Annotated in this window: 18 protein-coding genes and 1 pseudogene; 11 read left to right on the forward strand and 8 right to left on the reverse strand. The window is 62.1% G+C overall.

The annotated features are described in order from the left end of the window. Positions 1 to 33 precede the first annotated feature (33 nt). The 3 genes from AC1D1L_RS28625 to lptF are packed head-to-tail and all read right to left on the reverse strand — an operon-like array spanning position 34 to position 4,762. Positions 34 to 2,478 (reverse strand): LPS-assembly protein LptD, encoded by a 2,445-nt coding sequence (locus AC1D1L_RS28625; protein WP_477344595.1) that lies wholly within the window; start codon positions 2,476 to 2,478, stop codon positions 34 to 36. Further along, positions 2,478 to 3,560 (reverse strand): LPS export ABC transporter permease LptG, encoded by a 1,083-nt coding sequence (gene lptG, locus AC1D1L_RS28630; protein ID WP_112560802.1) that lies wholly within the window; start codon positions 3,558 to 3,560, stop codon positions 2,478 to 2,480. The genes AC1D1L_RS28625 and lptG overlap by 1 nt, the downstream gene beginning before the upstream one ends. 2 nt (positions 3,561 to 3,562) lie before the next feature. Beyond that, positions 3,563 to 4,762 (reverse strand): LPS export ABC transporter permease LptF, encoded by a 1,200-nt coding sequence (gene lptF / locus AC1D1L_RS28635; protein WP_477344596.1) that lies wholly within the window; start codon positions 4,760 to 4,762, stop codon positions 3,563 to 3,565. 373 nt (positions 4,763 to 5,135) lie between these two features. Here lptF and AC1D1L_RS28640 point away from each other — a divergent pair, with 373 nt between their 5' ends. The 8 genes from AC1D1L_RS28640 to AC1D1L_RS28675 all read left to right on the forward strand — a co-directional run bounded on the left by AC1D1L_RS28640 (position 5,136) and on the right by AC1D1L_RS28675 (position 13,375). Further along, a complete protein-coding gene (locus AC1D1L_RS28640) occupies positions 5,136 to 6,626 on the forward strand; it encodes a leucyl aminopeptidase (protein ID WP_477344597.1) in 1,491 nt (496 codons plus the stop codon). Between the two features lie 8 nt (positions 6,627 to 6,634). After that, positions 6,635 to 7,084 carry a DNA polymerase III subunit chi gene (locus AC1D1L_RS28645; protein WP_477344598.1) on the forward strand — a complete coding sequence of 150 codons (450 nt, stop codon included), beginning with the start codon at positions 6,635 to 6,637 and terminating at the stop codon, positions 7,082 to 7,084. A 95-nt stretch (positions 7,085 to 7,179) separates the two neighbouring features. Beyond that, entirely contained in the window at positions 7,180 to 8,169 is a 990-nt protein-coding gene (locus tag AC1D1L_RS28650; RefSeq protein WP_477344599.1) for a 3-oxoacyl-[acyl-carrier-protein] synthase III C-terminal domain-containing protein, read from the forward strand. Positions 8,170 to 8,171: 2 nt separating this feature from the next. Beyond that, positions 8,172 to 9,170, forward strand: a complete 999-nt coding sequence (locus AC1D1L_RS28655; RefSeq protein ID WP_477344600.1) for an NAD-dependent epimerase/dehydratase family protein — start codon at positions 8,172 to 8,174, stop codon at positions 9,168 to 9,170. Continuing rightward, positions 9,167 to 9,991 (forward strand): MBL fold metallo-hydrolase, encoded by an 825-nt coding sequence (locus AC1D1L_RS28660; protein ID WP_477344602.1) that lies wholly within the window; start codon positions 9,167 to 9,169, stop codon positions 9,989 to 9,991. Before AC1D1L_RS28655 ends, AC1D1L_RS28660 begins: the two co-directional genes overlap by 4 nt. Further along, positions 9,988 to 11,244 carry a F390 synthetase-related protein gene (locus AC1D1L_RS28665; protein WP_477344603.1) on the forward strand — a complete coding sequence of 419 codons (1,257 nt, stop codon included), beginning with the start codon at positions 9,988 to 9,990 and terminating at the stop codon, positions 11,242 to 11,244. The genes AC1D1L_RS28660 and AC1D1L_RS28665 overlap by 4 nt, the downstream gene beginning before the upstream one ends. Further along, positions 11,241 to 12,374, forward strand: coding sequence for a GNAT family N-acetyltransferase (locus AC1D1L_RS28670; RefSeq protein WP_477344604.1), 1,134 nt, complete (start codon positions 11,241 to 11,243; stop codon positions 12,372 to 12,374). The genes AC1D1L_RS28665 and AC1D1L_RS28670 overlap by 4 nt, the downstream gene beginning before the upstream one ends. Then, positions 12,371 to 13,375 carry a Rieske 2Fe-2S domain-containing protein gene (locus AC1D1L_RS28675; RefSeq protein ID WP_477344606.1) on the forward strand — a complete coding sequence of 335 codons (1,005 nt, stop codon included), beginning with the start codon at positions 12,371 to 12,373 and terminating at the stop codon, positions 13,373 to 13,375. Before AC1D1L_RS28670 ends, AC1D1L_RS28675 begins: the two co-directional genes overlap by 4 nt. 205 nt (positions 13,376 to 13,580) lie before the next feature. On the opposite strand, the gene AC1D1L_RS28680 is transcribed toward AC1D1L_RS28675, so the two are convergent. Then, positions 13,581 to 14,738, reverse strand: a complete 1,158-nt coding sequence (locus AC1D1L_RS28680; protein ID WP_477344607.1) for an ATP-grasp domain-containing protein — start codon at positions 14,736 to 14,738, stop codon at positions 13,581 to 13,583. Positions 14,739 to 14,882: 144 nt separating this feature from the next. Beyond that, the gene (locus tag AC1D1L_RS28685; RefSeq protein WP_477344608.1) at positions 14,883 to 18,158 is read right to left on the reverse strand and encodes a DUF6212 domain-containing protein; all 3,276 of its coding nucleotides are present in this window, start codon (positions 18,156 to 18,158) and stop codon (positions 14,883 to 14,885) included. A gap of 157 nt (positions 18,159 to 18,315) precedes the next feature. On the opposite strand from AC1D1L_RS28685, the gene AC1D1L_RS28690 reads away from it, so the two are divergent. Further along, complete coding sequence (locus AC1D1L_RS28690) at positions 18,316 to 19,314, forward strand: glycosyltransferase family 2 protein (RefSeq protein WP_477344610.1); 999 nt, start codon at positions 18,316 to 18,318, stop codon at positions 19,312 to 19,314. Between the two features lie 50 nt (positions 19,315 to 19,364). Here the strand turns inward: AC1D1L_RS28690 and AC1D1L_RS28695 are convergent, their stop codons facing one another. The 3 genes and pseudogenes from AC1D1L_RS28695 to AC1D1L_RS28705 all read right to left on the reverse strand — a co-directional run. Then, complete coding sequence (locus AC1D1L_RS28695; protein WP_477344611.1) at positions 19,365 to 19,652, reverse strand: hypothetical protein; 288 nt, start codon at positions 19,650 to 19,652, stop codon at positions 19,365 to 19,367. Positions 19,653 to 19,813: 161 nt separating this feature from the next. Next, a complete protein-coding gene (locus AC1D1L_RS28700; protein WP_477344654.1) occupies positions 19,814 to 21,907 on the reverse strand; it encodes a glycosyltransferase family 2 protein in 2,094 nt (697 codons plus the stop codon). A 12-nt stretch (positions 21,908 to 21,919) separates the two neighbouring features. After that, a pseudogene (locus AC1D1L_RS28705) lies at positions 21,920 to 22,495 on the reverse strand (glycosyltransferase family 4 protein); the annotation flags it as partial. 235 nt (positions 22,496 to 22,730) lie between these two features. Between AC1D1L_RS28705 and AC1D1L_RS28710 the strand changes: the two are divergent. Both AC1D1L_RS28710 and AC1D1L_RS28715 read left to right on the forward strand, forming a co-directional pair. Then, entirely contained in the window at positions 22,731 to 23,249 is a 519-nt protein-coding gene (locus tag AC1D1L_RS28710) for a hypothetical protein (RefSeq protein ID WP_477344612.1), read from the forward strand. Between the two features lie 262 nt (positions 23,250 to 23,511). Continuing rightward, entirely contained in the window at positions 23,512 to 26,001 is a 2,490-nt protein-coding gene (locus AC1D1L_RS28715; protein ID WP_477344613.1) for a sulfatase-like hydrolase/transferase, read from the forward strand. Positions 26,002 to 26,086: the final 85 nt, after the last annotated feature.

The raw sequence follows: 26,086 nt of genomic DNA on the forward strand, positions 1-26,086 counted from the left end.
CTTTATACGGCAAAACGATGTCGTCAGCCGGCTCTACTGGATGGTGTCGATCGAGTTTTGTGACGAGCCGAAATCGCCGAGCGTGCGGAACGACAGATTGAAGCCGACATTCTGCGACACTTCCTTGGTGTTGATGTCGCGCGATTCCGAGAACGTCATCAGATAGGTGAAGCAGGAATCGTTGTAGGCAAAGCCGACGCCGTCCTTGACCAGCACGCTTTGCTGTAGGTCGTAGGTGCCTGTGCCGAAGACGCGCCAGTTTTCGGCCAGGTGCGTCGAGGCGCCGAGCGTGACTTCGTGGCGATCGGTGGTGAAACCGTAGAGCGGCTGCGCCTGGATGAAGGCGTATTTGGCGCTCAGCGAAACCGGCAGGCCGGAATAGGCGGCCTTCACCTCGGCGCGGCGAACTTCGAAGCTCTGCTCGTCGAAGCGGCCGCTGAACGAGCCTGAGAAGCCGCTCGGGCTGCTGAACCCGATAAGGCCGACATAATCGGAGGTCGAAGTCTCCAGGCCGGAATCGGCACCCGCATTGACCAGATCCGGTGAATCGAACGAATTGCGTCCGCCCAGCTGGTAGGACTGGCCAAAGATGGCGTTGGTGCCCCAGCCATTGTCATAGGCGCCCGAATAGCGGAACCCGACATTGGCGCGGCTGCCGCCTTCGACGCGGTCGTAGCCGGAGAACTTGTCGCGCTCGAACAGCGTCGTGGCGTCGAAGACGAAGCTCTGTGCATCCTCGTTGGGAACGGCCAGGCCGCCGACATACTGTTCGTTTGGGCGCATGAAGACCTGCGCCATCGGCTCGACGACATGGCTGGAGCCGGTCATCGAGAACAGCACCGGCCAGCGCATTTCAAGTCCGGCGGTCGCCATGTAACGGGCAAAGGAGGACCGCATGTCGGCGGTGGTGTCTATTCGAGGATCGGCGGCCATCGCATTAATGGCAGCGAGCGAACCTGAGGATGCATTGAGATAGTCGACGTCACCCTGCAGAGCCAAGAGAGGCGTCAGTTGCAATCCGCCGTCCGTGGTGAAGGTGCGCTTCCACTCTGCCTCGGCGGTGAAGCGGCCCGACTCGCCCTCAATGCCGCGCACGCGCTGGACGCCCGAGGCCGGCACGTAGGGGGTAAAATAGGCCTGATCGAGATCGTCACGGCGGATGACCCGCGCATTGACGTTGAACGACAGTTGGCCGCCGGCTACCGACATGTCGGGGATATAGGCATAGTCAAGCGACGGCAGCACCCAGGGCTGCTTGTCGCTGCGCGACGAGATGTTGCTGTCCAGCGCGTTTTCCTGAACCTGGAAGCGCATGGCGCGCACATCGAAATAATTGCGGCCGTTGAGGCCGGTCAGGTAGACCGACGATTGATGCACGGCGTCGTTGTAGCCGTCGATCGTATAGGTACGCGAGAAATTCTTGTCGCTCTGCAGCAGGATGTCCCAACCGAAGTCCCAGCGCGGATTGATGGCGAACTGGCCTTTGGTGCCCATCATGCCGCGAAACTTGTTGGGATCGCCGACATCGCCCGAATTGACATTGTGGCCAGCGCTAGTGGGGAAAGCGGAGCCGTCGATGAAGGCGTTGGGGTCTTCCTGACGGATGCCGGCGATCTTCAGCGTGTACTGGCCATTGTTGAAGCGCTGGCGCCACTCGGCCTCGCCGAGGAAACCCTGCTTGGTATAGCCGCTGCCGGTGACGGTGAGATCGTAGGTCGGCGACAGTGCGAAATAGTAGGGGACTTTGACGCCGACGCCGAGTTCGTTGTTGAAGGCGATGCTGGGGATCAGGAAGCCGCTTTTGCGCTTGACCGTCGGGTCGGCGATCTCGAATGCCGGCAGATAGGCCAGCGGGAAGCCGAAGAATTCGAAATTCGCGTTCTCGAAGCGAACCGTCTTCTTTTCGCCGTTCCAGATGATCTTCCTGGCTTTGACCCGCCAGGTCGGCGCCTTGTCCGGCTTGTCCTCGCAAGGCTCGCAGGCGGTATAGACGCCGTTGTGGAACGTCGTCAGCACGCCGCCCATGCGTTCAGCGCTTTCGGCGGCGAAATAGGCCTTTTCGGGGGTTTCGACGCGCAGCGCGTTGACGAAACCGTCGGCGAAATCGTCGGTAATATCGATGTGCTGCGAGTTGATCTTGGTGCCGTCGCTGTTGACGATCTCGACATTGCCGCTGGCGACGAGCCGCTTGGTGTTGCGATCATACACGACACGCTGGGCGACGAGCTTGTTGCCGCCATAGTCGATCTGGACGCCGCCGATGGCGGTGACCGTCTGGTTGTCGTTGTTATAGACGAGCGTGTCGGCCGCCAACAGCATCTGGGTGCCGGAGGGAACCTTCGTTGCCACGTCGGTGACATCCTGCGCCAGCGCAGGAGCCATCGGCACGCCGCAAGCGAGCAGACATGCCAAGGCGCTCGCCGAATAAAGGCGCGCCAAACCAGCCTGCCTATGGCTGCGCAAAGCCGCCTCCCTCACTAGCCGTCTTCCTTGTATAGCAGGAATGTCACCCCAAAGAACATAGCCACGACAACCGGAACCCATGCAGCCACGGCTGTGGGCACGAATCCCGCCACGCCGAATGCCTTGACCAATACCGAAACGACATAAAGCAGAAAGCCGGCGAGGACGCCACCCAGAATCATCGTTGCCGACTGCCCCATCCTCGCAAATCGCATTGAAACTGTTGCCGCAATCAGCGTCATGGCCACAAGCAGGAACGGTAACGCCACCAGCGAATCGAACTGCATGGCGAAGGCATTTGCCTTGAGGCCGAAGGAGCGGGCAACCTCAATCTTGCCGGGAAGCTCGTAAAACGGAATGGTTTCGGGACGCGCCAGCCTTTCCTGCACGAACTCCGGCTTGAGGTTGGTCGGCAACTGGTCCGTCGTTTCCGAGCGGATGTTGCCGTCCTTGAACACCTTGACGTCCTGCAATTCCCAGTAGCCGTCGCGCAGGAAAGCCCGCGCCGCGTCCTTGCGCTCGACGATATTGCCGTGCGGATCGAGAACGAAGAACACCGCGTCGGCCATTTCCAGGCCCTGGTTGAGGATGGCGCGGGCGCCGATGATGGTGTCCCCGGTGGCGGTTTTCTGGCGGATCCACGGCGTGGCATCGGCCGCCACGGCGTTCGAATTGCCGGACCGCAGCTGGTTTTCCATCTGCTCCGACCAGGAAAAGCCGTGCGCGGCAATCGGATTGAGCACGCCGACCGACAGCGCGCCGAATAACAACGCACCGATGCAGCAAGGCAACAGGAACTGCCAGGCCGACACGCCGGCCGACCGCGCAATCACCAGCTCATACTTGCGGTTGAGCGACACCAGCGTCGCCATCGCCGAAAACAGGCCGACAAACGGCACCGTCTGCAGCATGATCATCGGCATCCTCAGCGCCGAGATGGCGACCGCCGTGCCGTAGGTAAAGCCCGGCAGGCCGGTGATGCGGCCGGACAGTTCGGTGAAGTCGATCAGGAACACCAGCGCCAGAAGGCCGATGAAGAACCAGATCGTGATCGACACGTAGCGAAAGAAGAAGTAGCGGCCCAAGGTCCAGCCCATCGTCAGGCTCCCTGGCCGGATGTGTAGCGCCGGGCGAGGCGTAGCTTCAGCGCCTTCCAGCCATCGGTGACGCGGCCGGCGAAATTCGTCAGCCAGTCGGCCCAGCTGCCGGGCAGTTCCATGCTTCGTGAGGTGACGATGAACCAGATGGCGACCGCCGACGCGACGATCGGCACGCCATAGACCATGTAGGTATATTGCGGGATCTTATCGGCTTTCCCGGCGGCAAAAAAGCCCAGCCAGCGCACGAACAGCGCAATGGCAATGGCTGTGATCAGCGGATGGATGCGCGCCTCGCGGTGAGAGCGCGCGTCGCCTGCCACGGCCAACGCGATCAGCGCGAAAACCAGCGAGTACGACCATTCGGAAAAGCGCTGGTCGAGCTCGGCCTTGTAGGCGCCGGGCCTGCGCTGGAAGATCTTGTCGTTGGCGTCCGGGTTGAGCAGATACTGCGTCGTTCGGTCCTTGGGCAGGAGCAGGATGTCGTTCGCCGCCGACATGAAGGCGGACAGATCGAAGGCGTAAGAGGTGAAGCGGATGACCGACAGGTCACCGGTCAGCGTCTTGCGATGAATGACGCCGTCATTCATCATCAGCACCTTCTCGTCACCCTTTTCGACGACGCTGCCGCTCTTGGCATAATAGATCAGATTGGCGCCTTCCTCGCGCGAATCGGCGACGAAGATGCCGCCAAGCCGGTTGTCCGGCAGCCGCTCGCCGATCTGCAGGAACAGCCCGTCGTCGATCTTGCGGAATGTGCCTTCCTGGATGATCAGCGACAAAAGATCGGCGCGCGAGGATGCGATCAGCTGGCGGTTCTTCTGCCTGGCATAAGGTTCGACGCCATTGTCGACGGCGAAGGAAAGGACACTGGCCGCCAGAGCGATCAGCAGGACCGGCCGAACGATCGTCCAGCGCGAGGCGCCGGCGGCGTTGATGACGGCCAGCTCCGAATCGGAATTCATGACGCTGAGCGTCTGGGCGACCGCCACCACCAGAGCGAACGGCACCACGATCGGGATGATTGTGGGGATGATGAGGGCCGCGACCTCGAAGAAGGTCAGCGCCGACTGGCCGCTGTCGGTAACGAGATCGATCCGGGCGAGCACCTGCGTCGTCCAGACAATGGCCAGCGTCCAGATCAGCGCAGCGAGAAACACCGCCAGCGCGCGACGCATGATGTAGCGTTCAACGACCTTCATGTAAGGCTTTTCTCGATTTGCCGAACGGCATCATGCCCGCAGACAAGGTAGTAGTCCGGCTGCGCCTGTACAACAGGGTCTGTTAGGCCTTTCCATCTCAGCGGATCGATCCGATTCCCGTCCCACATCGCCCGTCCCGCAGGCCGGAGTGTCGGCGGCAATGGATAAGAAAGCGAGAACATCGATGGTTAACAACAGGTTGCGGCAGGAAAGCGGGGCCGTGCCGCGACGAATCGTCATCGATTCCACAGCGCGTATGGGCCTCGATTCCGGCAAAGTCTTGCCAAATGAAGGAAAACGACCAAATGTCGCGCATCTTCCCTGAAAACGCATTCTCCCTGAAAATCTGAGCCGTTTCCGAAAGCAGGACCTGATGACTTTGAGACCATTGATCGCCTTCGCCAAATTTGCCGCGCCTAAAAAGGGCAGCGTCTTCGTGCTGGCGGCCGACGATGGCGGTCTTGGCGAGCCGGCAAAGGCCTGCGATCCGGATGGGACGCTGGCGCGGGCGTTTCCGGTGGCGGACTTTTCCGGAAAATTTGCCGGTGTCGTCGAAGTGCTGGCGCCACAGGGGACATCGCTCGACCGGCTGGTGGCGATCGGCGCCGGCAAGGTTGCCGCTCTCGATGACTTTGCCTGGCTGAAGCTTGGCGGCACTATTGCTGCATCCCTGCGCAAGGCGACCGAAGTGGCCATCATTCTCGATGTGCCGGGCGCAAAAATTGGCGGCAAGCAAGCTGCGAACCTGGCTGCCGGCATCGTCCTGCGCAGCTACGCCTTCGACAAATACAAGACCAGGAAGGACAAGGACGACGCCGAGCCGAAGAAACCGGTCAAGGTCACCATCCACACTGCCGATCCGGCCGCCGCGAAAAAGGCCTTCGCCGACGAAGTGGCGGTGATCGACGGCGTGCTTCTCGCGCGCGATCTGGTCAACGAGCCGGCCAATGCACTCGGTCCGGTCGAATTCGCCGCCCGCGCCAAGGAACTGGAAGCACTCGGGGTCGAGGTCGAGATCCTCACCGAGAAGGAAATGAAGAAGCTCGGCATGGGCTCGCTGCTCGGTGTCGCGCAAGGCTCGCCGCGCGGCGCCCGCATGGCTGTCATGCAATGGAAGGGCGGCAAGGCCAAGGATGCGCCGGTCGCCTTCGTCGGCAAGGGCGTCACCTTCGACACCGGCGGCAATTCCATGAAGCCGGCTTCCGGCATGGAAGACATGAAAGGCGATATGGGCGGTGCTGCCGCAGTCACAGGGCTCATGCAGGCGTTGGCGGCGCGCAAGGCAAAGGCCAATGTCGTCGGCATCATCGGGCTGGTGGAAAATGCCGTCGACGGCCACGCCCAGCGCCCCGGCGACATCGTCACCTCGATGTCGGGCCAGACCATCGAGGTGCTCAACACCGACGCCGAAGGCCGCCTCGTGCTGGCCGATGCGCTGTGGTACTGCAACGACCGTTTCCAGCCGAAATTCATGGTCAATCTGGCGACGCTGACCGGCGCCATCATGGTCGCGCTTGGCCAGCACTATGCCGGCCTGTTCTCCAACAATGACGAACTGTCGGACAGGTTGACGACGGCCGGCCAGGCGACGCAGGAGCGGCTGTGGCGCATGCCGCTTGGGCCTGAATACGACAAGCTGATCGATTCCAAGAGCGCCGACATGAAGAACATTGGCGGCCGCTATGGCGGCGCCATCATAGCGGCGCAGTTCCTGCAGCGCTTCGTCAAGGAAACGCCGTGGGCGCATCTCGACATCGCCGGCACCGCGATGGGCTCGCCGCCGAACGAAATCAACCAGTCCTGGGGCTCGGGTTTCGGCGTAAGGCTGCTCGACCGCCTGGTGCGCGACAATTACGAGGGATAGAGCCGGATATGGCCGACGTCCTTTTCTACCACCTGACCGAATCGACGCTGGAGGATGCGCTGCCCGGCCTGCTCGAGCGCAGCGTCGATCGCGGCTGGCGCGCCGTGGTGCAGACCGGGACAGAGGAGCGGCGCGACGCTCTCGACCAGCATCTGTGGACATTCAGGGACGATTCGTTCCTGGCGCACGCGACCGACCGCGAAGCCCATCCGGCAGAGCAGCCGATCCTCCTGACCACGAGCGAAGCCAATCCGAACCAGGCGCAGATCCGTTTCCTCGTCGATGGCGCGGCACCCGCCGATCTCGCCGGCTACGAACGCGCCGTGTTCCTGTTCGACGGCCATGACGCGGCCCAGGTCGAAGGCGCCCGCACGCATTGGAAGACGTTGAAAGAGGCCGGCCACGCCGTGACCTACTGGCAGCAGACGCCCGACCGGCGCTGGGAGCGCAAGGCTTAGAGGGTTGCGCGGGCGCGTCTTGAAAACGACGCTGTTATCTCCGAACGATCCGATCTAAGGATTGCGAAAAGCGCAACTCACGCGGCGGGCTGAGAATGCGGGTCAAGATCATCGGAACCGGGCGAGCCGTGCCGGCTCAATGCGTGACGTCGCGCAGTCTCGACGCGCGGCTGGGGCTTGGCGATGGCCATCTCGAAGCTGCCACCGGAGTAATTGAGCGCTATGTCTGCGGGGCCGAATCGCAGGTCGATCTCGCCTGTGCGGCGGCGCGCCTCGCACTCACCGATGCCGGCATCGATGCCAGCAGCGTTGATCTGGTGATCGGCGGTTGCGGCGTGCCTTACCAGCCGCTGCCGTCGACCGCGCCGCTGGTCATGCAGCGTCTCGGCCTGGCGGATGGATCGGCCGCCGCCTTCGACGTCAACAGCACCTGCCTCGGCTTCCTCACCGCATTCGAGACGGCGTCGCGCCTGATCGAGGCCGGGCAATGCCGCACCGCGCTGGTGTTTTCTTCCGAGATCGCCTCGCGCGCTCTGCCGTGGCAGGATCAGCCGGAAATCGCGGCCTTGTTTGGTGATGGCGCGGCGGCCGCGGTGGTGCAGCAGGCAGCGCCCGGCGAGGGCAGGGTGGCGGCCAATCTGATGCGCACCTATCCCTCAGCCTATGAAGCCTGCAGCATCGGCTCCGGCGGCACGCGTTTCGACTTTCACCGTCAGCCGGAGGAATTCGCCCACCACAGCCTCTTCCACATGGACGGCAAGGAACTGTTCCGCGTCACGTCGCGCCATTTCAACGGCTTCGTTGCCGAATTGCTCGATCGTGCCGGCTGGCGGCGGGACGATGTCGATGTCGTCGTGCCGCACCAGGCGAGCCCGTTCGCGCTCGCCCACATGGCGCGTCAGACCGGCTTTGCGGCGGAGAAGCTGATCGATATCGCGGCGCGCTACGGCAACCAGATCGCCGCTTCGATCCCCTTTGCGCTCGATGTCGCACGCCGCGAACGCCGCGTCGCGCCGGGCGTCAAATTGCTGTTCCTCGGCACCTCGGCCGGCGTGTCGTTCGGCGGCATGGCGCTGGAAGCCTGACCATGGGGCGCGTGCTCGTCACCGGCGCCAGCGGTTTCCTCGGCTCGCATGTCCTGGCGCGGCTGGCGGCAATGGGCACACCGGCGCTCGGCCTTGGCCGCGATGCCGAGCGTTGTGCGGCGCTCGAAGCCGCCGGTCACGAGATCATTCGCCTCGATCTGTCCAAACCGTTCATTGCCGCTGCCGAACACGATCTCGGAACCGTCGATGCGATCGTCCATTGTGCCGCTCTTTCGGCGCCCTTCGGCAGGCTGGCGGACTTTGAGACGGCCAATGTGACAGCCACCCACAACCTCGTCGATTTTGCCCGCCGGCACGGCGTACGCCGCCTCGTCCACATCTCCAGCCCTACGGTCTGTTTTGCCTATCGCGACCAGCTCGGCGTCAGCGAGGACGCCGGCCTGCCGCCGCCGGTCAATCACTATGCCCGCACCAAGCGACAGGCTGAGGAAATCGTTCTGGCTGCGCCTGAAATCGGCCCGGTGCTGCTGCGTCCTCGCGGCCTCTACGGCCCGGGCGACCGCACGCTGCTGCCCCGCCTGCTGCAGGTGGCCCGGCAGCGCCCGCTACCGCTGTTCCGCGACGGCCAGGCGCGCATCGATCTCACTTACATCGATGACGTCGTCGATGCTGTGCTTGCCGCCCTGTCCGCTGGCGGCACTGCCGAGGGGCAGATCTTCAACGTCTCCGGCGGCGAGGTGGTGCCGGTGCGGCGCATTGCCGAGGCGGCCTGCGCCCGCGCTGGCGTGCAGCCGCGCTGGCGCAAAATGCCGCTTTTGCCCGCAATGCTGGCAGCCGGGTTGGCGGAGATGGTGGCTGAACTTCTGCCCGGCCGGCCCGAGCCGCCGGTGACGCGCTACGGTCTTGGTCTGTTCGCCTACGCCCAGAGCCTCGACATTGCCAAGGCCTGCCGCATCCTCGGCTGGGCGCCGAAAGTGTCCTTCGATGAAGGGCTCGATCGGACCTTCGGCAAGGCTGCGGAAGATCGGAGGTCGGCGTGAAGATCGTCTTCGCCAACAGCGCCTCTGTCAGCGCGGCCGAGCGCCTGATTTTGCGCGGCGGCAGCTGGGCGAAGGTCAGGCTGCGTGTCCGCTACGGGCTGATCCTGCATCCGCAGTCGGGTCCGGTGCTGATCGACACCGGTTATACACCGCACGTGACTCGAGGGAGCGAGCGCAGCACCGCGCTGCGTCTCTACTGTGCGATCCTCCGGCCCGAGCTCAACGAGGCCGAGCAGCCGCTGCCGGTTTTGGCGCGCTTCGGCCTGTCGCCGCAGGATGTGCGAACCGTTATCGTCACCCACTTCCATGCTGACCACATGTCGGGCCTGTCGCTGTTCCCCCACGCCCGCTTCATCGCCAATGACGCCGCCTGGGCGCGCGCCAAGGCCAAGACAGCTCGGCAGAATCTGCGCCACGGCGTTTTCAAGGAACTGTTTCCGCCGGATTTCGAGGCACGGCTCGACGGACTGTCGTCGAAGCGACGTGTCGAGCCACGTGGTGATGTGCCCGGCGGTGCCGACCTGTTCGGCGACGGCAGCGTCGTCGCCGTCGATCTGCCCGGCCATGCCGATGGCCAGTTCGGACTGCTGTTTCCCAATATGGAGCGGCCGCTGCTCTACGCCGTCGATGTGCAATGGCTGATCGAAGCCCTTGTCGAAAACCGGACGCCCGGTCTGCCGGCAACCCTGCTGGCCGAGGACGCCGCCGCGCTCGATCCGACCAGCGCCACGGTGCGCCGGTTTCTGGCAACTGGCGGCGAGGTCGTGCTTTGCCATGATCCGGCGTTGACGTCCCACGATCTTGCCGGAGAAGGCGCATGAACGGGCCGGCCGAAGCGGTTCGTGCGTTTGCGCTGACGCAATGGCTCTCGCGCAAGAGCCGCGGGAATTTCGGACGCTGGCAGGCGCATGCCTTGCGCCGCTTTCTCGACCGCGACCTGCCGCGCGCTCCGTTCTATGGCAAGCCGCCGCGTCATCTCGGCGACCTGCCGGTGATCGACAAGGCGACGGTGATAGCCAATTTCGAGCGCTTCAATATCAATGGCGTCTCAGCCGCCGAAGCCTGGAAGGCGCAGGCCGGCGATGGCCGGATCGGCGAACTGACGGTCGGCGCCAGCACCGGCACGTCGGGCAATCGCGGTCTGTTCGTCATTTCCGAAGCGGAAAAATATCGGTGGCTGGGCACGATCCTGGCCAAGGCCGTGCCCGATCTCATCTGGCGCCGGCAGCGCGTGGCGGTGATCCTGCCGCAGAACACCGGACTCTACGAAAGCGCGCGCAAGTCGCGGCGCATCGATCTCGGCTTCTTCGACCTGACGAGCGGGCCGGAGAGCTGGCGCGCAGCGCTTGAGGATTTTGCACCGACGGTGATCATCGCACCGCCAAAGATGCTGCGGCATTTCGCGGCCGAGAACTTTCGGCTCAAGCCACAGCGGGTCTTTAGCGCTGCCGAGACGCTCGACCCGGTCGACCGCCCGATCATCGAAAAGTACTTCGAGCGCCCACTCGACCAGATCTACATGGCGACGGAAGGGCTGTTCGCCGTCACGTGCCGAAAGGGCGGGCTGCATCTGGCCGAGGATTCGGTGTACTTCGAGTTCGAGCCGGCGGGCGACGGGCTGGTCATGCCGCTGGTCACCGCCTTTCGCCGCCAGACCCAGATCATGGCGCGCTACCGCATGAACGATCTGTTGCGGCTCTCCGAAACTCCATGCCGCTGCGGCTCGCCGCTGCGCACGGTGGATGAGATCGTCGGCCGCATGGACGATGCTTTCCGGCTGGCGTCGCCGCATGGGCAGATTCTTGTGACGCCCGACATCCTGCGCAATGCCGTGCTCAAGGCTGACAGGCGCATCGACGATTTCCGCCTGGTCCAGACGGCTGCCGATGCGATCGAGCTCAGCCTCGCGCCCGAGCTTGCCGACGAAGCGGCTACTGCCGCGTATGCGGCGGTGCGGACACTGCTGGCGGGGCGCAAGGCGACGGCGACGATCAGACTGTTGCGAAAGAATTTGCCGTTGGAGACTGGCCGCAAACTGCGCCGCGTCGAATGCCGGTTGGGAGCGGGGCCGTGAACCGGCCTTCCGCGCTGGCGCTTGAGCAGGTCGACCGGGTTGAGAACAACCCGCGTGAGGTCGAGGCCTTCGTGCGGCTTTTCAACGACGTGCCGGTGCACGACCTCGTCCGCAATCTGACGGTGGCCGTCGAGGCTTTCGAGATCGCCGGCCGTTGCTTTCCGCTGACGCTGAACGACAGAAGCGAAGCGCCGAACTGCTACATCTGCTGCCCGTCCAGCGCCTATGTCGACTATGCCATCGACGAGACCCGTAATTTCGTCTCATCGCCCTTGTTGCAAAAGGCGATCCGGATGCTGATCGGCCTGTGTGCGCCGCTGGTCAGGGCGAGTGGCCTCGACCATCAGGTGCAGGTCAACAACTGGCTCTATTCGACCAATCCGGTGCCGCTGCTCGATCCCCAGGCGATCGCGGCCATGCGCGACGATCTCACGGTGCGTTTTCCCGACCGCTCCATTGTCATCCGCTCGCTGAACGAGATCGCCGATCCCTCGACCATCGCGGCGCTGAAGGCGGAAGGGTTCCGTATGCTGGCGGCGCGGCAGATTTACATCTTCGCCAACCGCGGTTCGGCAATGACCAACGACATGAAGCGCGACCGCAAGCGGCTGCGCACGACGCCTTTCGAGGAGGTCGGCGATGCCGATTTCATCGAGGCCGACTATGCCCGCTGCGAGGCGCTCTACCGGATGCTCTATCTCGACAAATACACGCCGCTCAACCCGCATTACACCGCACGCTATATCAGCGAGATGCACCGTCGCGGCATTCTTCGGCTGGCGGGCCTGCGCCGTCCCGGCGGTGAACTGGTCGCCGTTACCGCGCTGTCGAAAAACGGCAGAACACTGACGCAGCCGATCGTCGGCTACGACACTGGCCTGCCGGTGAGTGAGGGCCTCTACCGCATGATGATGGCGCTGGCGCAGGATCATGCCACGGCGCATGGCCTGTTCTTCAACATGAGCGCCGGTGCCGCCGCCTTCAAACGCTTGCGCGGCGCCGTGGCGACGGTGGAATACAACGCCGTCTATGCCGGCCATCTGCCGCGCCGCCAACGCATGGCAGTGCGGATCATGGAATTTGTGCTCGCGAAGATCGGCATTCCCCTGCTCAGGAGATTTGAACTTTGAGCGAAGCCCAAAAACACAAGCCCAAGCATCATTGGCAGGCGGTGGCGCTTTCTGCGGACATCAAAGCCAAGCCGAAGCGCATCCTGTTCGACGGCGCGCCGCTGGTGCTGTTCCGCTCGGCGCAAGGGATCACTGCCCTGTTCGACCGCTGTGCTCACCGGCTGGTCGAACTGTCGACCGGCAAGGTCATTGGCGGCGAGATCGAATGCCCCTATCATGGCTGGCGCTACAATGGGGAAGGACGATGCACCGCCATCCCCGGCCATGTCGGTGACATCCCGCACTATCGCGTCCGCCGCTACGCCGCGATCGAACGCGACGGCGTCGTCTTCGTCTCGTCAGGCAAGCCCGAAGTCGAGCCCTATCTCCACTGCATGCAGGGCAAGGATGTCGTGGTGAAGCGGGTGCGCAGTTCGGCGCAATCGACGGTGCTCGACGCGGCCGAGAACATTCTCGACGCCACCCACACCCACTTCACCCACAAGGGCGTACTGCGCGGCCTAACCGCAAAACGCCATCTCGTGCGCGTCGAGGTGACCGGCGGCGAGGGCTGGGTCGAAAGCTGCTACACTGGCGAGGACCGGCAGCAGGGACTGGTCAGCCGTCTCCTCGAAGGCGAGCGCGCCAGGACCATCGGCCGTTATCGCCATCCGGGCATTGTCGAACTGGAATATTGGGGCAAGGGTGGCCTGGCGCTGGCGACCACCTTCCATTTGCGCCAGGCGGACGAACGGACCGTAGAAGGCGTCGGCTGGCTCATCGGCCCACGCCAGGGCCTGTTCGGAGAGCTCAGGGCGCTGGCCTTCCGGCCGCTCTTTGCCTTTGCCCTGCAGCAGGATCGCCGGGTGCTGAAATCGGCCAGCGACAATGCCCGCATCCCGCCACAAGTCCAGCCGGCGATCGGCCCGCTGGACTTCCTGCGCCGCGACATAGCGGCGATCATGAACGGTAAGATGCCGTCGGCGGCGGCGGGGCCGCGGGTGTACCAGATCGAGCTTTAGTGCAGGCTCGGCTTAGGTTCGCGCTGCCCCTCATTGCCCTGCCGGGCATTTCTCCCCGTATAGTGACGGGGAGAAAAACGCCATCACCGCCGCTTTCGCCAATCATCAACGTTGCAAAGGGGAGCGCCGAGGTCGTGGTAGCTTCCTTCTCCCCGTCACTATACGGGGAGAAGGTGCCGGCAGGCGGATGAGGGGCAGCGCCAACTCAACGAGAGTTTGGCCCGTTCCACTCGATATCCCGCGTCGACGCGGCTTGCAGGCTGATGCGCTGGCGCCGCGCGGTGCCGGCGATCTCGGCCAGCGCGCGCCATTGCGCTTTTCTGGGCGCGGAGTCGCCCGGCCAGTCGAGCAGCTCATCGGCCTCGCGCATAGTTTGGCGGAAGCGGCCAAGACCGCCCGATCGCAGCGCCGCCGGCAGTCCGTAGATCCACATCGCCAGCCGCACTGTCTGCAGCCTGGCGACATCAGGCTTCACCTCCGGACCGTCGTCCAGCACAGCGTCGGCAAAGCGCTGCGGATCGCGGAAGAAATGCAAGCCGCTCACGGCGCGCGGATTGCACTCCAGCGGCATCACCGTGCCGTCCTTCTCGCGCATCAGGTCGAAGGAGATCTGGCCTGTCCAGGCGGTGCCGGCGACGAAGATTTCGACAAAGCGCCGGGCAGCCGCATCCTCGGCCGGCTCGAAGCAGATACCGGCGCCTTTGCCGGCGCGATAGAGTGACCGGTAGAACGCCAGCGCCTTGAGCTTGCCCTCAGTCGCCACCACATAGGCACTGATCTCGTCGCCGGCGATGAAGCGCTGCGCCACCCACGGGGCGGCGGGCGAGGGGCGGACGGCGTTGAGTTCGCCCGGCGATGGCCGCAGCAGCACGTCACGGGCGAAACGCGACCACACCGGCTTGAACACCAGCTCGCGCGAATGGCCGCGCACGCTTTCGAGATCGGCATCGCTTTGCAGCAGCGCTGTATCCGGTACGTCGAGGCCGAGGCTTTGCGCCAGCCGGATGAAGGCATGCTTGTCGTGGACGCGGGAAAGCATCGCCATGTCGGGCGCGAACAGGCGGACCGGCATGGCGCGGTCCTGCCACAGGCGGCCGAGATAGAAGACCTCCTCGCAGGTCGGGATGACCAGTTCCACACCTTCGGTCCGGACGAGAGATGCGACGGCCTCTGCATAGGCATCAGTGGCAAAGCGCGGCGGCGGCAGGCGATGGTAGGCGGCGCATGCCGTGCTCGCCGCAGCGATCGGCCGGGCCGGACTGTCGGCCAGGATCACCCGCCGCCCGGCGCCGTGCAGCAGCTGCGCCAGATGCAGCGCCACCGGCGCGCGGGCGCCGGTGACCAGCACGGTGCTACCTGCCATCGAAGACCTGCATCAAGCCCGCCCGCCCATCGCCACTCTCTCAATCAGGCTTGCGCGAAATCGGCGGTGTTGACAACGTCCCCGATGCTACCGCATTCAGTGCTTCGACAAGGTAACGTTCTTGCGATCGACAACGCGTGCCTGTCAGTCCCACACCAGCAACAACTTGCGCCAGAAAGCATTGGACGGCATCGGCTTCGAACCGCGTGGCAGCCGGATTGCCAGATAGATCGTCAGCCACTTGCGATCGATCTCGCGGATCGAAACTTTCAAGTCATGCAGTTCGAAAGGTCTCGAGACGCGCGTCCATCCGGAGAATGACAAGGCGCCGACAGGAGCATCGTGTTTCCACACGAGTTTTTCTTCCTGCCTGCCCAGCGCCATGGCGAACTCGAATGGGGATGCGTCATCGTGAGCGATCTCCACCGTCGCGATGACGCTTCTGGCAAAGGCCGGAAAGGCCGAATTGAGGGCGGCAACAACCGGGCCATGCGTGTTCGGCCGCAGGAAGATGCCGCTATTGTCACCGGCGATGAGCAGCGTCGGCAGCTCGGACGGATAGTCCGTCACAAGCGTCGCACGCTTCATCTCATCATTGGTCATTCGACGCATGCGTTGGCGCTGTTGCGGTGCGTTGAGGCGCGGGCGCCGCGCGTCGGTCGAAACGACATGGCGGATCTGGACGCTCGAAAAGCCGCCAAGTACGCGCGCGTCCGGGCGGCTGCCGCCGCATTTGACTGCAAACAGCAAATCGCGTCGGCCGGTTGCCGGCGAACTGACGGTCGCCCCTATCTCACGCGCCTCGTGCTGTCGGCTGACATCGGCCCAACCGCTCCCGCTCTCATCCTCAAGCAGCTGGGCGAGATTGCTCAAGGTCTGGTTTTCTGCGTCCACGATCGCGAGCTGAAACTGCGCAGAGCCCGTCAGCTCCTCGTCGAGGTAAACCCAACAACTCGCGCCTATGGCGCCCGGCGGGCAGACGCCTTTCAGCAAAGCCATGGTGACATTGCTGCCCTTGGCTTCTAAGAACAACTGGTCCGGCGATTGTTCCACATAGCTCAACAGGTCCGGATCGGCATCCGGATACGAACTGACATGAGCCAGGCGCATGGGCTCGGCGGAAAGATACTGCTCGCGGTAAAGTGAGGAATGCAACTCCGGCACGGTCTCTTCGGTCGCCGCGTTGAGTATTTCAGCCACACCCAGGGCGAAGTCGGTTCGCCCTGCATGGGCGAGAAGCGAAATTGCGGTATCCGCCCTGCCTTCGCGTGCCGCGATCTCGGCCAGCAACTGCATTGCGTCCGCGGTATTGGCGGGACCCGTACTCAATCTGAGATACCGCTCGTCATTGACGCGCAGCTCTAAATTCCAGAGGTTGAGCTCCTTCTCATGATCGTCGGTGTTCGAGCTGATGCCGAGTTGCACGAACATGTCCGTTTTCGTGAATCTGTGCTTTCGAAAGACAGCGATGATCGGCTTGCGATTCCTCAGCCACTCGGCATTTCGATTCATGCCCGTCGGTGCCGACCGGTACCAATAGAGCGGCTCCGGGACGGGGACGATCTCCATGCCTGCCAGGTCCGCGCGAAGGAAAAATTCCCAATCGCTTGCGGAAAACCCCCGCTCTTCATTCAGGTAACCTATCTTGTCGAACACCTCACGCCGGAACATCGCATTGGCGTCGCCATACGGATTGTTGAGCAAGGCGATGTCCGTAGGTCCGCCGACCGGGAAGTAAAGCATGTAGCCGCTCTTGGTGTCCGGCGGCACGAAGGGCTCGTTGAGCCACTTGGCGAAGGTCGTGCAGATATCGGCGCCGGACTTTTGCATGCCGGCGACGAACGTACTGACGGCGTTCGGGAACAGCACGTTGTCGTCGTCCAGGAACAGGATCAGTGAACCCTTGGCAGCGCGGATTCCCGTGTTGCGCGCCTTGCCGAGAAAGCCGTTCTTCTGCCGGATGATCCGCCAGCCTCGCTGCTCGAACTCCGGTTCGACCTCCGCCAACAATTGGATTGCATCTGGATCGGTGCTGCCGTCATCGACGACGATCAATTCGATGTTGGGATAGTCCTGGCGTCGAACCGAGGCAATCGCCTGAGGCAACAGGCGCGCCCGGTTGTAGTGCGCAGTTATGATCGAAACGAGCGGCGGTCGGCTCCGGCTGCGACTGAAGACCTTACCGGGTTCACGGGAGAATTTTGCATGCAGCCTGCTCCAGGTTTTCTCACGCGCGTCCCGCTTTTGCAGGGGCTTTGCCGGACCAAACGATGGGCTTTCCAGCACAGACGCAATTTTGGCCGCGACGGCGGACGCGGACGCCTCCATCATAACGGCGTCAGCCGACTTCGGATGGAGCACGTCACGTATGCTGCCGACATCTGTCGCGACGAACGGAATCTCTTCGTCGAGGCACGTCATCACTTCCAGCGGAAGCTGAGCCGCTGAGTGTGTCATCGCTACCAGCGCATGACTCTGCCGCAGGTATCTGTAGATATCAGGCTCATCGCGAATGGGCAGGAGCTTCAATTTGAACGGCCATTGCCGCGCACGCCGAACGATCATGCCACCCGAATGCTCACCCAGGACATGACCGAACGCGCCGACAACCGTCACTGTCAGATCGGTGACGCCGCTGTCGGCCAGATGATCGAGCGCATCGCAGAACAGCGTCAGTCCATCACGCGCCTCTGTGCCCGAGAAATGAACCACTTCGGCGGCGGGCCGCTCTCTCGGCCTGTAGTGATCGACAGCGAAGTTCGAACGCCACTCCTCCGGCTCGAGAGGCGCAGCAATGTGACGGCTGGTGGGCAGCTTCCATACCGCCTTGGCCATCCAGTCGAGCAGCGACTGGCCAGCGATGACAAGATGGTCGCACATTTCCGCCGACATCTTTTCCATGTGCGCGACGGTCATCTGCTCCTTTCGTTCGACCGCCCGGGAATTGGCTTCCAGCTTCCACATAAGCGGCTCATGCGCGAGCACGACGATCGCGGGCGGGTCGGGAAAGACGCCTGTGCGCTTCGCAAGGTTAGAGAAATGCGCCAGTCCGCCTTCAAGCGCAAAATAGACGACGTCGAATGCATTCTGCTTGAGGTAGTGGTAGACAGCCAATGAGTTCTTGTCGCTGGAATCCATGCCGCGCAGCAACTCCGGCGACGGCGGCAGCAATTCGAGCCGCACCAGGAAATTGTCGAAGCACCATTTGCGTAGCCTGGCGATTTCCTGATCATCGGGCTGGCTGCCGAGCGGGCTCGGCGCCCAAAGCAGCGTCACGGTGTCACCGGTTCCCGCCAGATGCTGCGCCAGCGCGTAGGTCACCGACCCGTGATCGCCAGTCACCGTCGAGCCGAACTCAACCTCCGAAACGACACACACATTGCGCGGCTTCTGGCTTGCCTGTCGCTTGCCCTTGGGCATAGCGCCTGCCTTGGAACCAACGCTCAATGAGTCCCCCTTGTCAGCCCGCTTCGCTCGAAACAGTCTTGCCAACAGTTGGATAATACTTCGATAATCGTCTCGCGGGGCTCACCATACCGCACCTGCCTTTCGCGTAAACAGGTTTGATGACGTTCGGATGGTTGAACTTCGATCCCCAAAACATCTCGCGCGACTGGACGACCGGCCGATTGACGTGACCGATGGTGAGATCTTGTGCTTTGTCGGACTGCGCAATGAAGCGACGCTGCTACCGCAACTTCTCGACCATTACCGGGGCCTCGGCGTCGATCGGTTCTTCTTCCTGGACAATGGTTCCACGGACGGGACGCGTGAACTGATCCTGGAGCAGCCGGACAGCCACTGCTTCCACACGGAAGGATCGCATTTCTCTGAAAACATCGATCCGCCGCGATGGATCAACACGCTCATGAATGTGTTCGGCACCGGCCATTGGTGCCTTTCGATCGACGCTGACGAGCTTCTCGTCTATCCCGATTTTGAGCGAGCGAACCTGCGGCAGCTTTGCAGCTATCTCGATTCGACCGGCGCGGACGCTGTGATAGGCTCCATGATCGACATGTATGCCGACGGTCCGTTGGCCGAATACAGCTATGATGGCACGATCCCGCTTGTTGAAGCTTCACCCTATTTTGACCCGGAGCCAGGATGGCTGCGCGCCCGCGACGGTATGTATCCACCGGAGCAGATGTTCGGTGGCGTGAGGGAACGGGTCTTCTGGCACGGCCGGTTCAAGCAAACCTTTCCCCCGTGCCTGACAAAGGTGCCGATCGTAAAATGGGGGCGGGGCACGCATTATCACGTCGCGCAGCACACGATCAGCAAGGTCCGATTCAGCGAACTGCGCGTCGCATTGCTGCACTTCAAATTCGTCTGGGGATTTCGCCAGAAATCAGCGTCGTCTCTGAGTGAAAATGCGCAACTCAAGGAAAAGACGCTTGAGGAGCGCGCCGCCTACATGGAAGCCTTGGAGCGCGATCCGAAACTGGCGCTCCGTAACCATAGGTCTGTCCGCTATCGCGGAGACGCCGCGCAACTCGTGGACCTCGGCTGGATGAGAACCTCGGATCGCTATGCCGAATTCGTTTCTACCCTGGACACCGCAACATCGCGGTGACGCAGCCACCTGAAATGGCGAACTATTGAATGGGGAAAACCGGCCGATGCTTATCCGCCGTAGCGGTGGCCACCATCACCAGGGTTTCCGTCCCCATCTTCTGGCCCAAACTGGGACAGACTGTTGAGAGCAAGCGCCTTGCAGGCTGACGGAGCATTCGGGTAACGGTGCAGATAGTCCTCAAGCGCCTCGATGGTGCCGGTTTTGAGGGCCTGCTCGCAAGCAAGCTCGGCTTCCTTGACGCCAACGTCGATTTTCGCCTGCGCCGCGCCCGAGAAAGCGACGCTCAAACCCAGCAGACTAAGTCCGCCCAAAAGCAGCGAATGAACCTTGCGCATAACACACCCCACACACAAAACAACCCACTGAAAATATTAGCATCTGTTAATGTTTTGTCAACCATTTCGGCAAGGTTGTGCCAACATGGTTAACGCGCGCAATTGATCGGAGCGGGGCCTCGCTTGCGCTCGCGGGTCTCTCCTGCTTTGTCGGATCACCGCTAGTCGCCGAACAGTGTCAGCCTGCGGAAAAAAGCATTGGTCGGAGAACCATTGGGCGTTTCAGCGAAGCGAACGGCGAGAACGATCGAAAGCGGCATCTTCCGTCGTGCGCGCAGCTCTGCCACCAAGGGATGGCGCACGAATTTGTCTTCGATGCTCACCCAGCCTGAAAAGGCGATCGCCTGCGCGCCGATGTCCTGTTGCCAATCTATGGTTTGATCGGGTCGAGAAAGGGCGAGAGCAAAATCTATCGACGGCGCGTCGGCATGAGCGATTTCAACGATTGCTTCCACCTTCCGGAAGAAGGCTGGAAATTGGTGGTCAAGCGATGCGGCGACCGGGCCGTCCGCATGCGGACGCAAGAACAACCCGCCGTCATCCGGTGCGACAAGCAGCAGCGGGAGAGCCGAGACGCGCGGTGTAAGCAACCGTGCGCTCCTCAGTATGTCGTAGTCGAGGATGATCGAACTGCCGCCGACATCAGGACTGTACGGGGCATTGTGGTGCGTGGCGGCGGGGCGTCCAAGCAAGGTGGCAGCCGTATCGGGGCGACCGATCGACACAGCAATGCTCGCAAGCTTCTCTATGGCTGCATCGCTGTTCGGTTCGATGTCGCACAGCTCCAGATATTTTCGATTGCCGGGGGTGTATTTCAGGTTTTCGCGGGCACTTTCAATTTCGGACCGGTGCGTGTTCTGGGCGACGGCCAAATGATGCAGCAGGCGGAGGTCATCAGGTTGGCTCGACCTGAACGCCTCCAGGACGGGAAGCTGGTTGTCGTACCAGTTCGACGTCCGAAACATTCCATCCGGTCTCGAGCGATACCAGTATAGCGGCTTTGGAATCGTCCTGATCTTGAGACCTGCGAGAGAGGCTCGCGCAAAGAACTCCCAGTCGTGCATGGCGTAGCCGGGCTTTTCGATCAGGAACCCGATCTGAGAGAACACAGATCGGCGCATCATAGCATTCGCGTCACCGTAGACGTTGTGGATCAGGCCGAGCGCGTCGGGACCACCCAGTGGCAGGTACTGGATCAGCCCGTCAGCGCGATGCTCAGGCACCAAATCCTCGTAGAAGATCAGTTGGAACGCAGTGCAGATGTCAGCGCCCGATGTTGCAATCGCACGCACGAAATGATCGACGGCCTCCGCAAACAGCGCGTTGTCATCGTCGACGAACAGGATCAGCGCGCCTTGCGAAGCGCGGATGCCGGCGTTTCGCGCCGCGCCGAGATGCTCGTGCGGTCGGCGCAGGATCTTCCATCCGCGCTGACGGAAGGTCGGTTCCAGCGTATCCAGCAATCGCCTGGCTTCGTCCAGGTCGCTTCCGTCGTCGACCAGAACCAGCTCCAGGTGATCGTAGGTTTGCGCCTCGATCGCCGCGATTGCCTGTTTCAGATAGAGCGGCCGGTTGCGGTGGGCCATGACAATGGAGACCAGTGGTGACGACCCGACACTTTTGTCGACGCGCCTGCGCTTGGCCGGTGTCGGCAAATTGCGCGTATCCAGCCACGATTGCCGACTTTGGCGCAGCCTGTCGACAGGCAGTGGGCGAGGCGGGTCATTGAGCGCCGCCGAAATCGCCTGCGCCAACGCGGCAGCGTCAGGATCGACCAGCCGCGGTTGCCTCGCCTGCGCATTCCAGCGCTCGGCGTTCGCGTCGACATTGGTCGCAACGAAAGGCAATCCCGCCTCGATACATGCGGCAACAGTGCCGCCCGTCGATGCGGCGCGGGCGGGGATGACGGCAAGCGCACCGGTCCGCGCGACGTAGTCGAGCTTTGCGGCGGGGCTTGCGTGCGCCAACAGGTTGAGCTTGAACGGCCACCGCTCCGCGCGTCTCAGAAGCAGTCCACCGCTGTGCTCGCCCATGATCTTTCCGAATGGGCCGAACGCGGTGACCGTCAGCTCTTTTGGCGCTGTTGGCGCGATGATGTCGAGCGCGTCGCAAAGCAGCGTCAGGCCATCGCGGAAGCGCCACCCAGCCAAGACAGCAAGTTCTCCGGCGCTTCCCGTCACGATCGACGGCCGCGCTCCGGCTGGACCGAGACGATCCTGCAACGGCAACATCGGCGTCACGATCGCCTTCTTCACCTTCCAGCCCTTCGACAACATCCACTGTCGCAAGGCTGCCGACACACAGATCGTCCTGTTCGCCATCTCGGCGCAGTATTTCTCCATGTAGGCGACGGCAATCGCCTCGGTGCTGTCCATGAACGCCTTGTCGGCTTCATGTCCCCATTCTTCCGGAGCGTGGGCGACGACCACGATCGGCGGCGCGGCAAAGGCCGCAGTCTCGACCGCCAGCAGCGCGTAGTAAGGCAAGCCGCCCTCAAGGGGCGCGTAGACCAGATCGTGGCCGGACCGTTCGAGATAATGCAGCACGGCGGCGGACCGGCTCTCGGGCGTCGTCAGCGAAGGAAGCAACTGATCGGATTTGTCGAGAATTTCCAGTCGCACCGAGGCCGCCTCCAGGTCGCGGTGGCGCGCTGCCTCCTCCGCTGGAGCATCCCTGCCTGGAACCCATAGCAAGGTGACGTCGTCGCCATCTTCGGCGAAAAGCCTGGCAAGCTCGACCATGGCGCCGTCTTCGCTCCCATGATCGATTGCATTTGTCACGACGCAGACGCGGCGAGGTTTGCTTTCCTTTGACGGCCTCCGCTCCGTCCCACCAACGGCCATCCGATTTCCTCTGATCCAATTCCACCGAGTGCGCTCCGCAGCACAGTCGATCTGCAACGATGCCCGCGCCGGGTTTACGTTTCAGTGATCATCCTTCTGCGCCATTGGTAAACCAAATCGTCAATCAGGTCCTAAAACAGCTGCACAATCAATCAACTGATACAACTTTAGCGACGCGGAATATTCAATCTTTACGCCTCCCAGCTAGTCATTGACGGCATAGCAGGAGGCGCAAATGAAAACGATAATGAAGTTTCTCGGTGCGCTCGGTTTGATGGGGGCACTGGTCTCGGCAAGCTCCGCAGGAGAATTGCTGCGACCGCGCGTCAGCCTGGGGACGGCCAACGTCAAGACGATCAGTGGCGATCGCGGTGGCTATGTGATCGACTATGCCATCCGTGCGCTGAAAATGCGCCGCAGCGGCACCTTTGTGCGGTTCAACGGTTCGTGTGACTCGGCCTGCACGCTTTATCTGTCGATGCCCAAGAGCAAGGTGTGCATCACGCAGAATGCTTCGTTCGGCTTTCACCTGCCATATGGCGTTTCTGCGCGGGGCAATCAGGTGGCCGCTAATTTCATGATGAAAAATTACCCAGGCTGGGTTCGCGGTTGGATCGCCAAGCGTGGTGGGCTGAAGAGTTCCATCGCGAAGATGACATACGCGGATGCGAGCCGCTTTCTGCCGACGTGTCCTTCCCAACAGCGGGGCATGACCGTCGCGAGCCTGAGCCCGACGCGTCTGCGTGGCGGCTGACCGCTGACGCAGTACTGAAACATCACGGCGGTGGGTGCTCGACAGCGCCCGCCGTCGCCGATTCATACGGCGGTGCACAGTTGTTTGAACGGCTCACTTGGCCAAAACACAATGCGTTCGGTTAACCAGTTCTCAAGAGACTTGGTTAACGCAAACTTGATTTTGTTGACTCTTTTTTAGCGCAAGCCGATTCTGCGGGTGGGGGTTTGACCGCTATCGGCCGTGGCTTGGGCCGAAGCGCAAGCTGGCGGCGGGTAGTTGTATGAGCATCGGCGGCAATACGAGGTCGGCGAGCCGACCTGAGAGCAGCCTTATGGAATCGAAGGCGGGGACGGCTTCGTCGAAGGACATGCGCTTCCGGCGCATGAGCCAGCGGATCATTTGCACGGGCCTGCTGTCCTGGCTGCTTTTGGGTGTCTACCGCAGCGCAATCGTTGATCCGCAAACCACGTTTCCAGGCCTTTTAGGGGCCATCCCCAAGGGATTGGCATCGAGCTATTACGACTTGATTGTCGTTACCTCCCTGACCGTGGTGACCCTGATCCTGCTGTTCCTGGCAAAGGCCAGCCGTCTCGGCACAGTAATCGTCGTCTTCCTCTTCTATGTTGCTGTCGTGGTCTCTCTGGGCTGGGGATTTGCCAACATCAACCTCGTCAAGATGCTGGGCGAACCGTTCACGTTCCAGTGGCTGGTCTATGGCGACTTCCTGCAGAATGCCGATGCCAGGAACGCGATGGGCGACGCGCTCAACATAAAGGACTTCGCGACGCTTTCCGGGTCCGTCATTCTGGTGCTCATCCTTGGCTATGTCGCGGCCAGTTTGTGCCAGCGGCTGAGCGCCGCTGGCTACGGGGCCTTTCTGGGCGTGCTCGTTGTGTGTGTCGGCGCGGCCATCGCTGGTACCGGGTACCACGTGCGGGTGGAGGCGCTGCCGGCGGCCAAGATCGACAATCCGATCCTGTATTTTGTTGAATCGGCCGTGCTCAATCCAACGCCGGTCGTGCTGGCAATGAACGCCAACGCCAATGACGCGGATGTCGCGAGCGTCGGCGAGCGTCCGCCGGAGACGTCGACCTTCAAGGCGCCGACGCCAAACCCGATCAAGAACGTGCTGATTTTCATCATGGAGTCGGTGCCGTCCAAATACATCGAGACGTATGGCGGCAAGTATCCGATCACACCAAATATCAAGAGTTACGCAAAGGACTCCATACGATTCGACAGCATATATGCGCACGCGCCTTCCACGCATTACTCGGTGTTTTCTCTGCTCACCTCTATGTATAACGATATTTCATACTATGGCATGACCACCAGGTATCCATATCTGCCTCTGGACACGATCTCCAACACCCTGTCCAAGAACAATTTCCGCACAGGGTTTTTCTGGAGCGCGGATTCCCGGTTCCAACGGGTCGATGAGTTTCTGCTGAACAAGGGGCTGGATGTGATCCAGGACTACCGGGGGCAGAAATGCAGTACCCCGACTTTCAAGCTCAGCTCCGAGCAGTGGAAGAACATGGACTACAACAGCGATCTTTGCACGGCGCAATCGATCATCGACTGGATGAACAAGGACGCGGGAAAACCCTTCTTCGGCATAATGTTCACGGCGATGACCCATTATCCCTACATCACCGACAGCCCGATGTTTTCGAAGATGGCGCCTTCCTCCGATGGCGACACGCTGGTCCACTACTCGGATGATCAGAAATTCAATGCTTATCTCAACGCCCTGAAGGTCGGCGATACAGCGCTTGGCGAGATCCTTGAATCGCTCAAGCAGTCCGGCAAGCTCGATTCGACGCTCGTGGTCATATTGGGCGATCATGGCGAGGCGTTCGGGGAGCATGGCGACTATATTCATGCCAGCGCGATCTACGAGGAAAACATCCACATCCCGCTCATCATGATCAACAAGCATCTCTTCCATGACGAGGTTGCGCACCCGGTCGGCGGCATCGTCGATATCGCCCCGACGATCTTCGACATACTCGGGCTTCCGCTGCCGAAGCAGTGGCAGGGGCGCAGCCTGTTCAGCGAGCAACGGCCAAACAAGACCTTCTTCTTCAATCCCTGGGCCGGTTTCCTGTTCGGCTATCGCGAGAACGATCGAAAGATCATCTTCAACGCGACCACCGGCAAGGTGGAGGAATACGACCTCAAGGCCGATTCCGGTGAACGAACCAACCTCTTCACGGCCGAGACCGGCGACCGAAACGCCCTGCTGCAGCCCATCGCCGGATGGGTGCAATCGCAGAGGCAGCGCGTGGCCGACCTGGTGGCCGCCGCCGCGAAAGACACAGGACGTTGCTCCATCACCAGTCTGGAGGTCGATGCTGCCGGCATTGATCTCCAAGGCGCGCCTCGGTTCGACGTCCTGGTCGACGGAAAGACCGTCGCCGAGATCGACGTCCCGGGCAAGGAAAGCGTTGCATCGACGCCCGAAGCCGCCGTTGCGGAGCTAATGCAGGCGTCAACCGAGGCCAAGCCGTTCCACATCGATCTCAGCAGCGTTCCGAACCCGAAGACGATCGAGCTTCGCTATGTCAACGACCTGTGGGGCGGAGAGGGCAAGCCAGGTGATCGCAACCTGTTCATCAAGAGCATCAAGGTGAACGGTCAGCTGGTGCCAACCACCAGGCTGCATGTCGACGAGCAGTCTCACGGCTACACCGACGACAACGGGACCGCCATGTACAGCAACGGCTCGCTATGGGTTAGCGGCCCCTTCGTCGAGGGATGTGTATAATGTCCCGCGTGCCTGACCGTCGCCCTCGATTTGCAGCCCGTGCGCGCTCCGACAGATACTGTCGGCCCTCCCGGTTGACATCTTC

The sequence above is a fragment of the Mesorhizobium sp. P2_D6 genome (genome assembly GCF_056404315.1).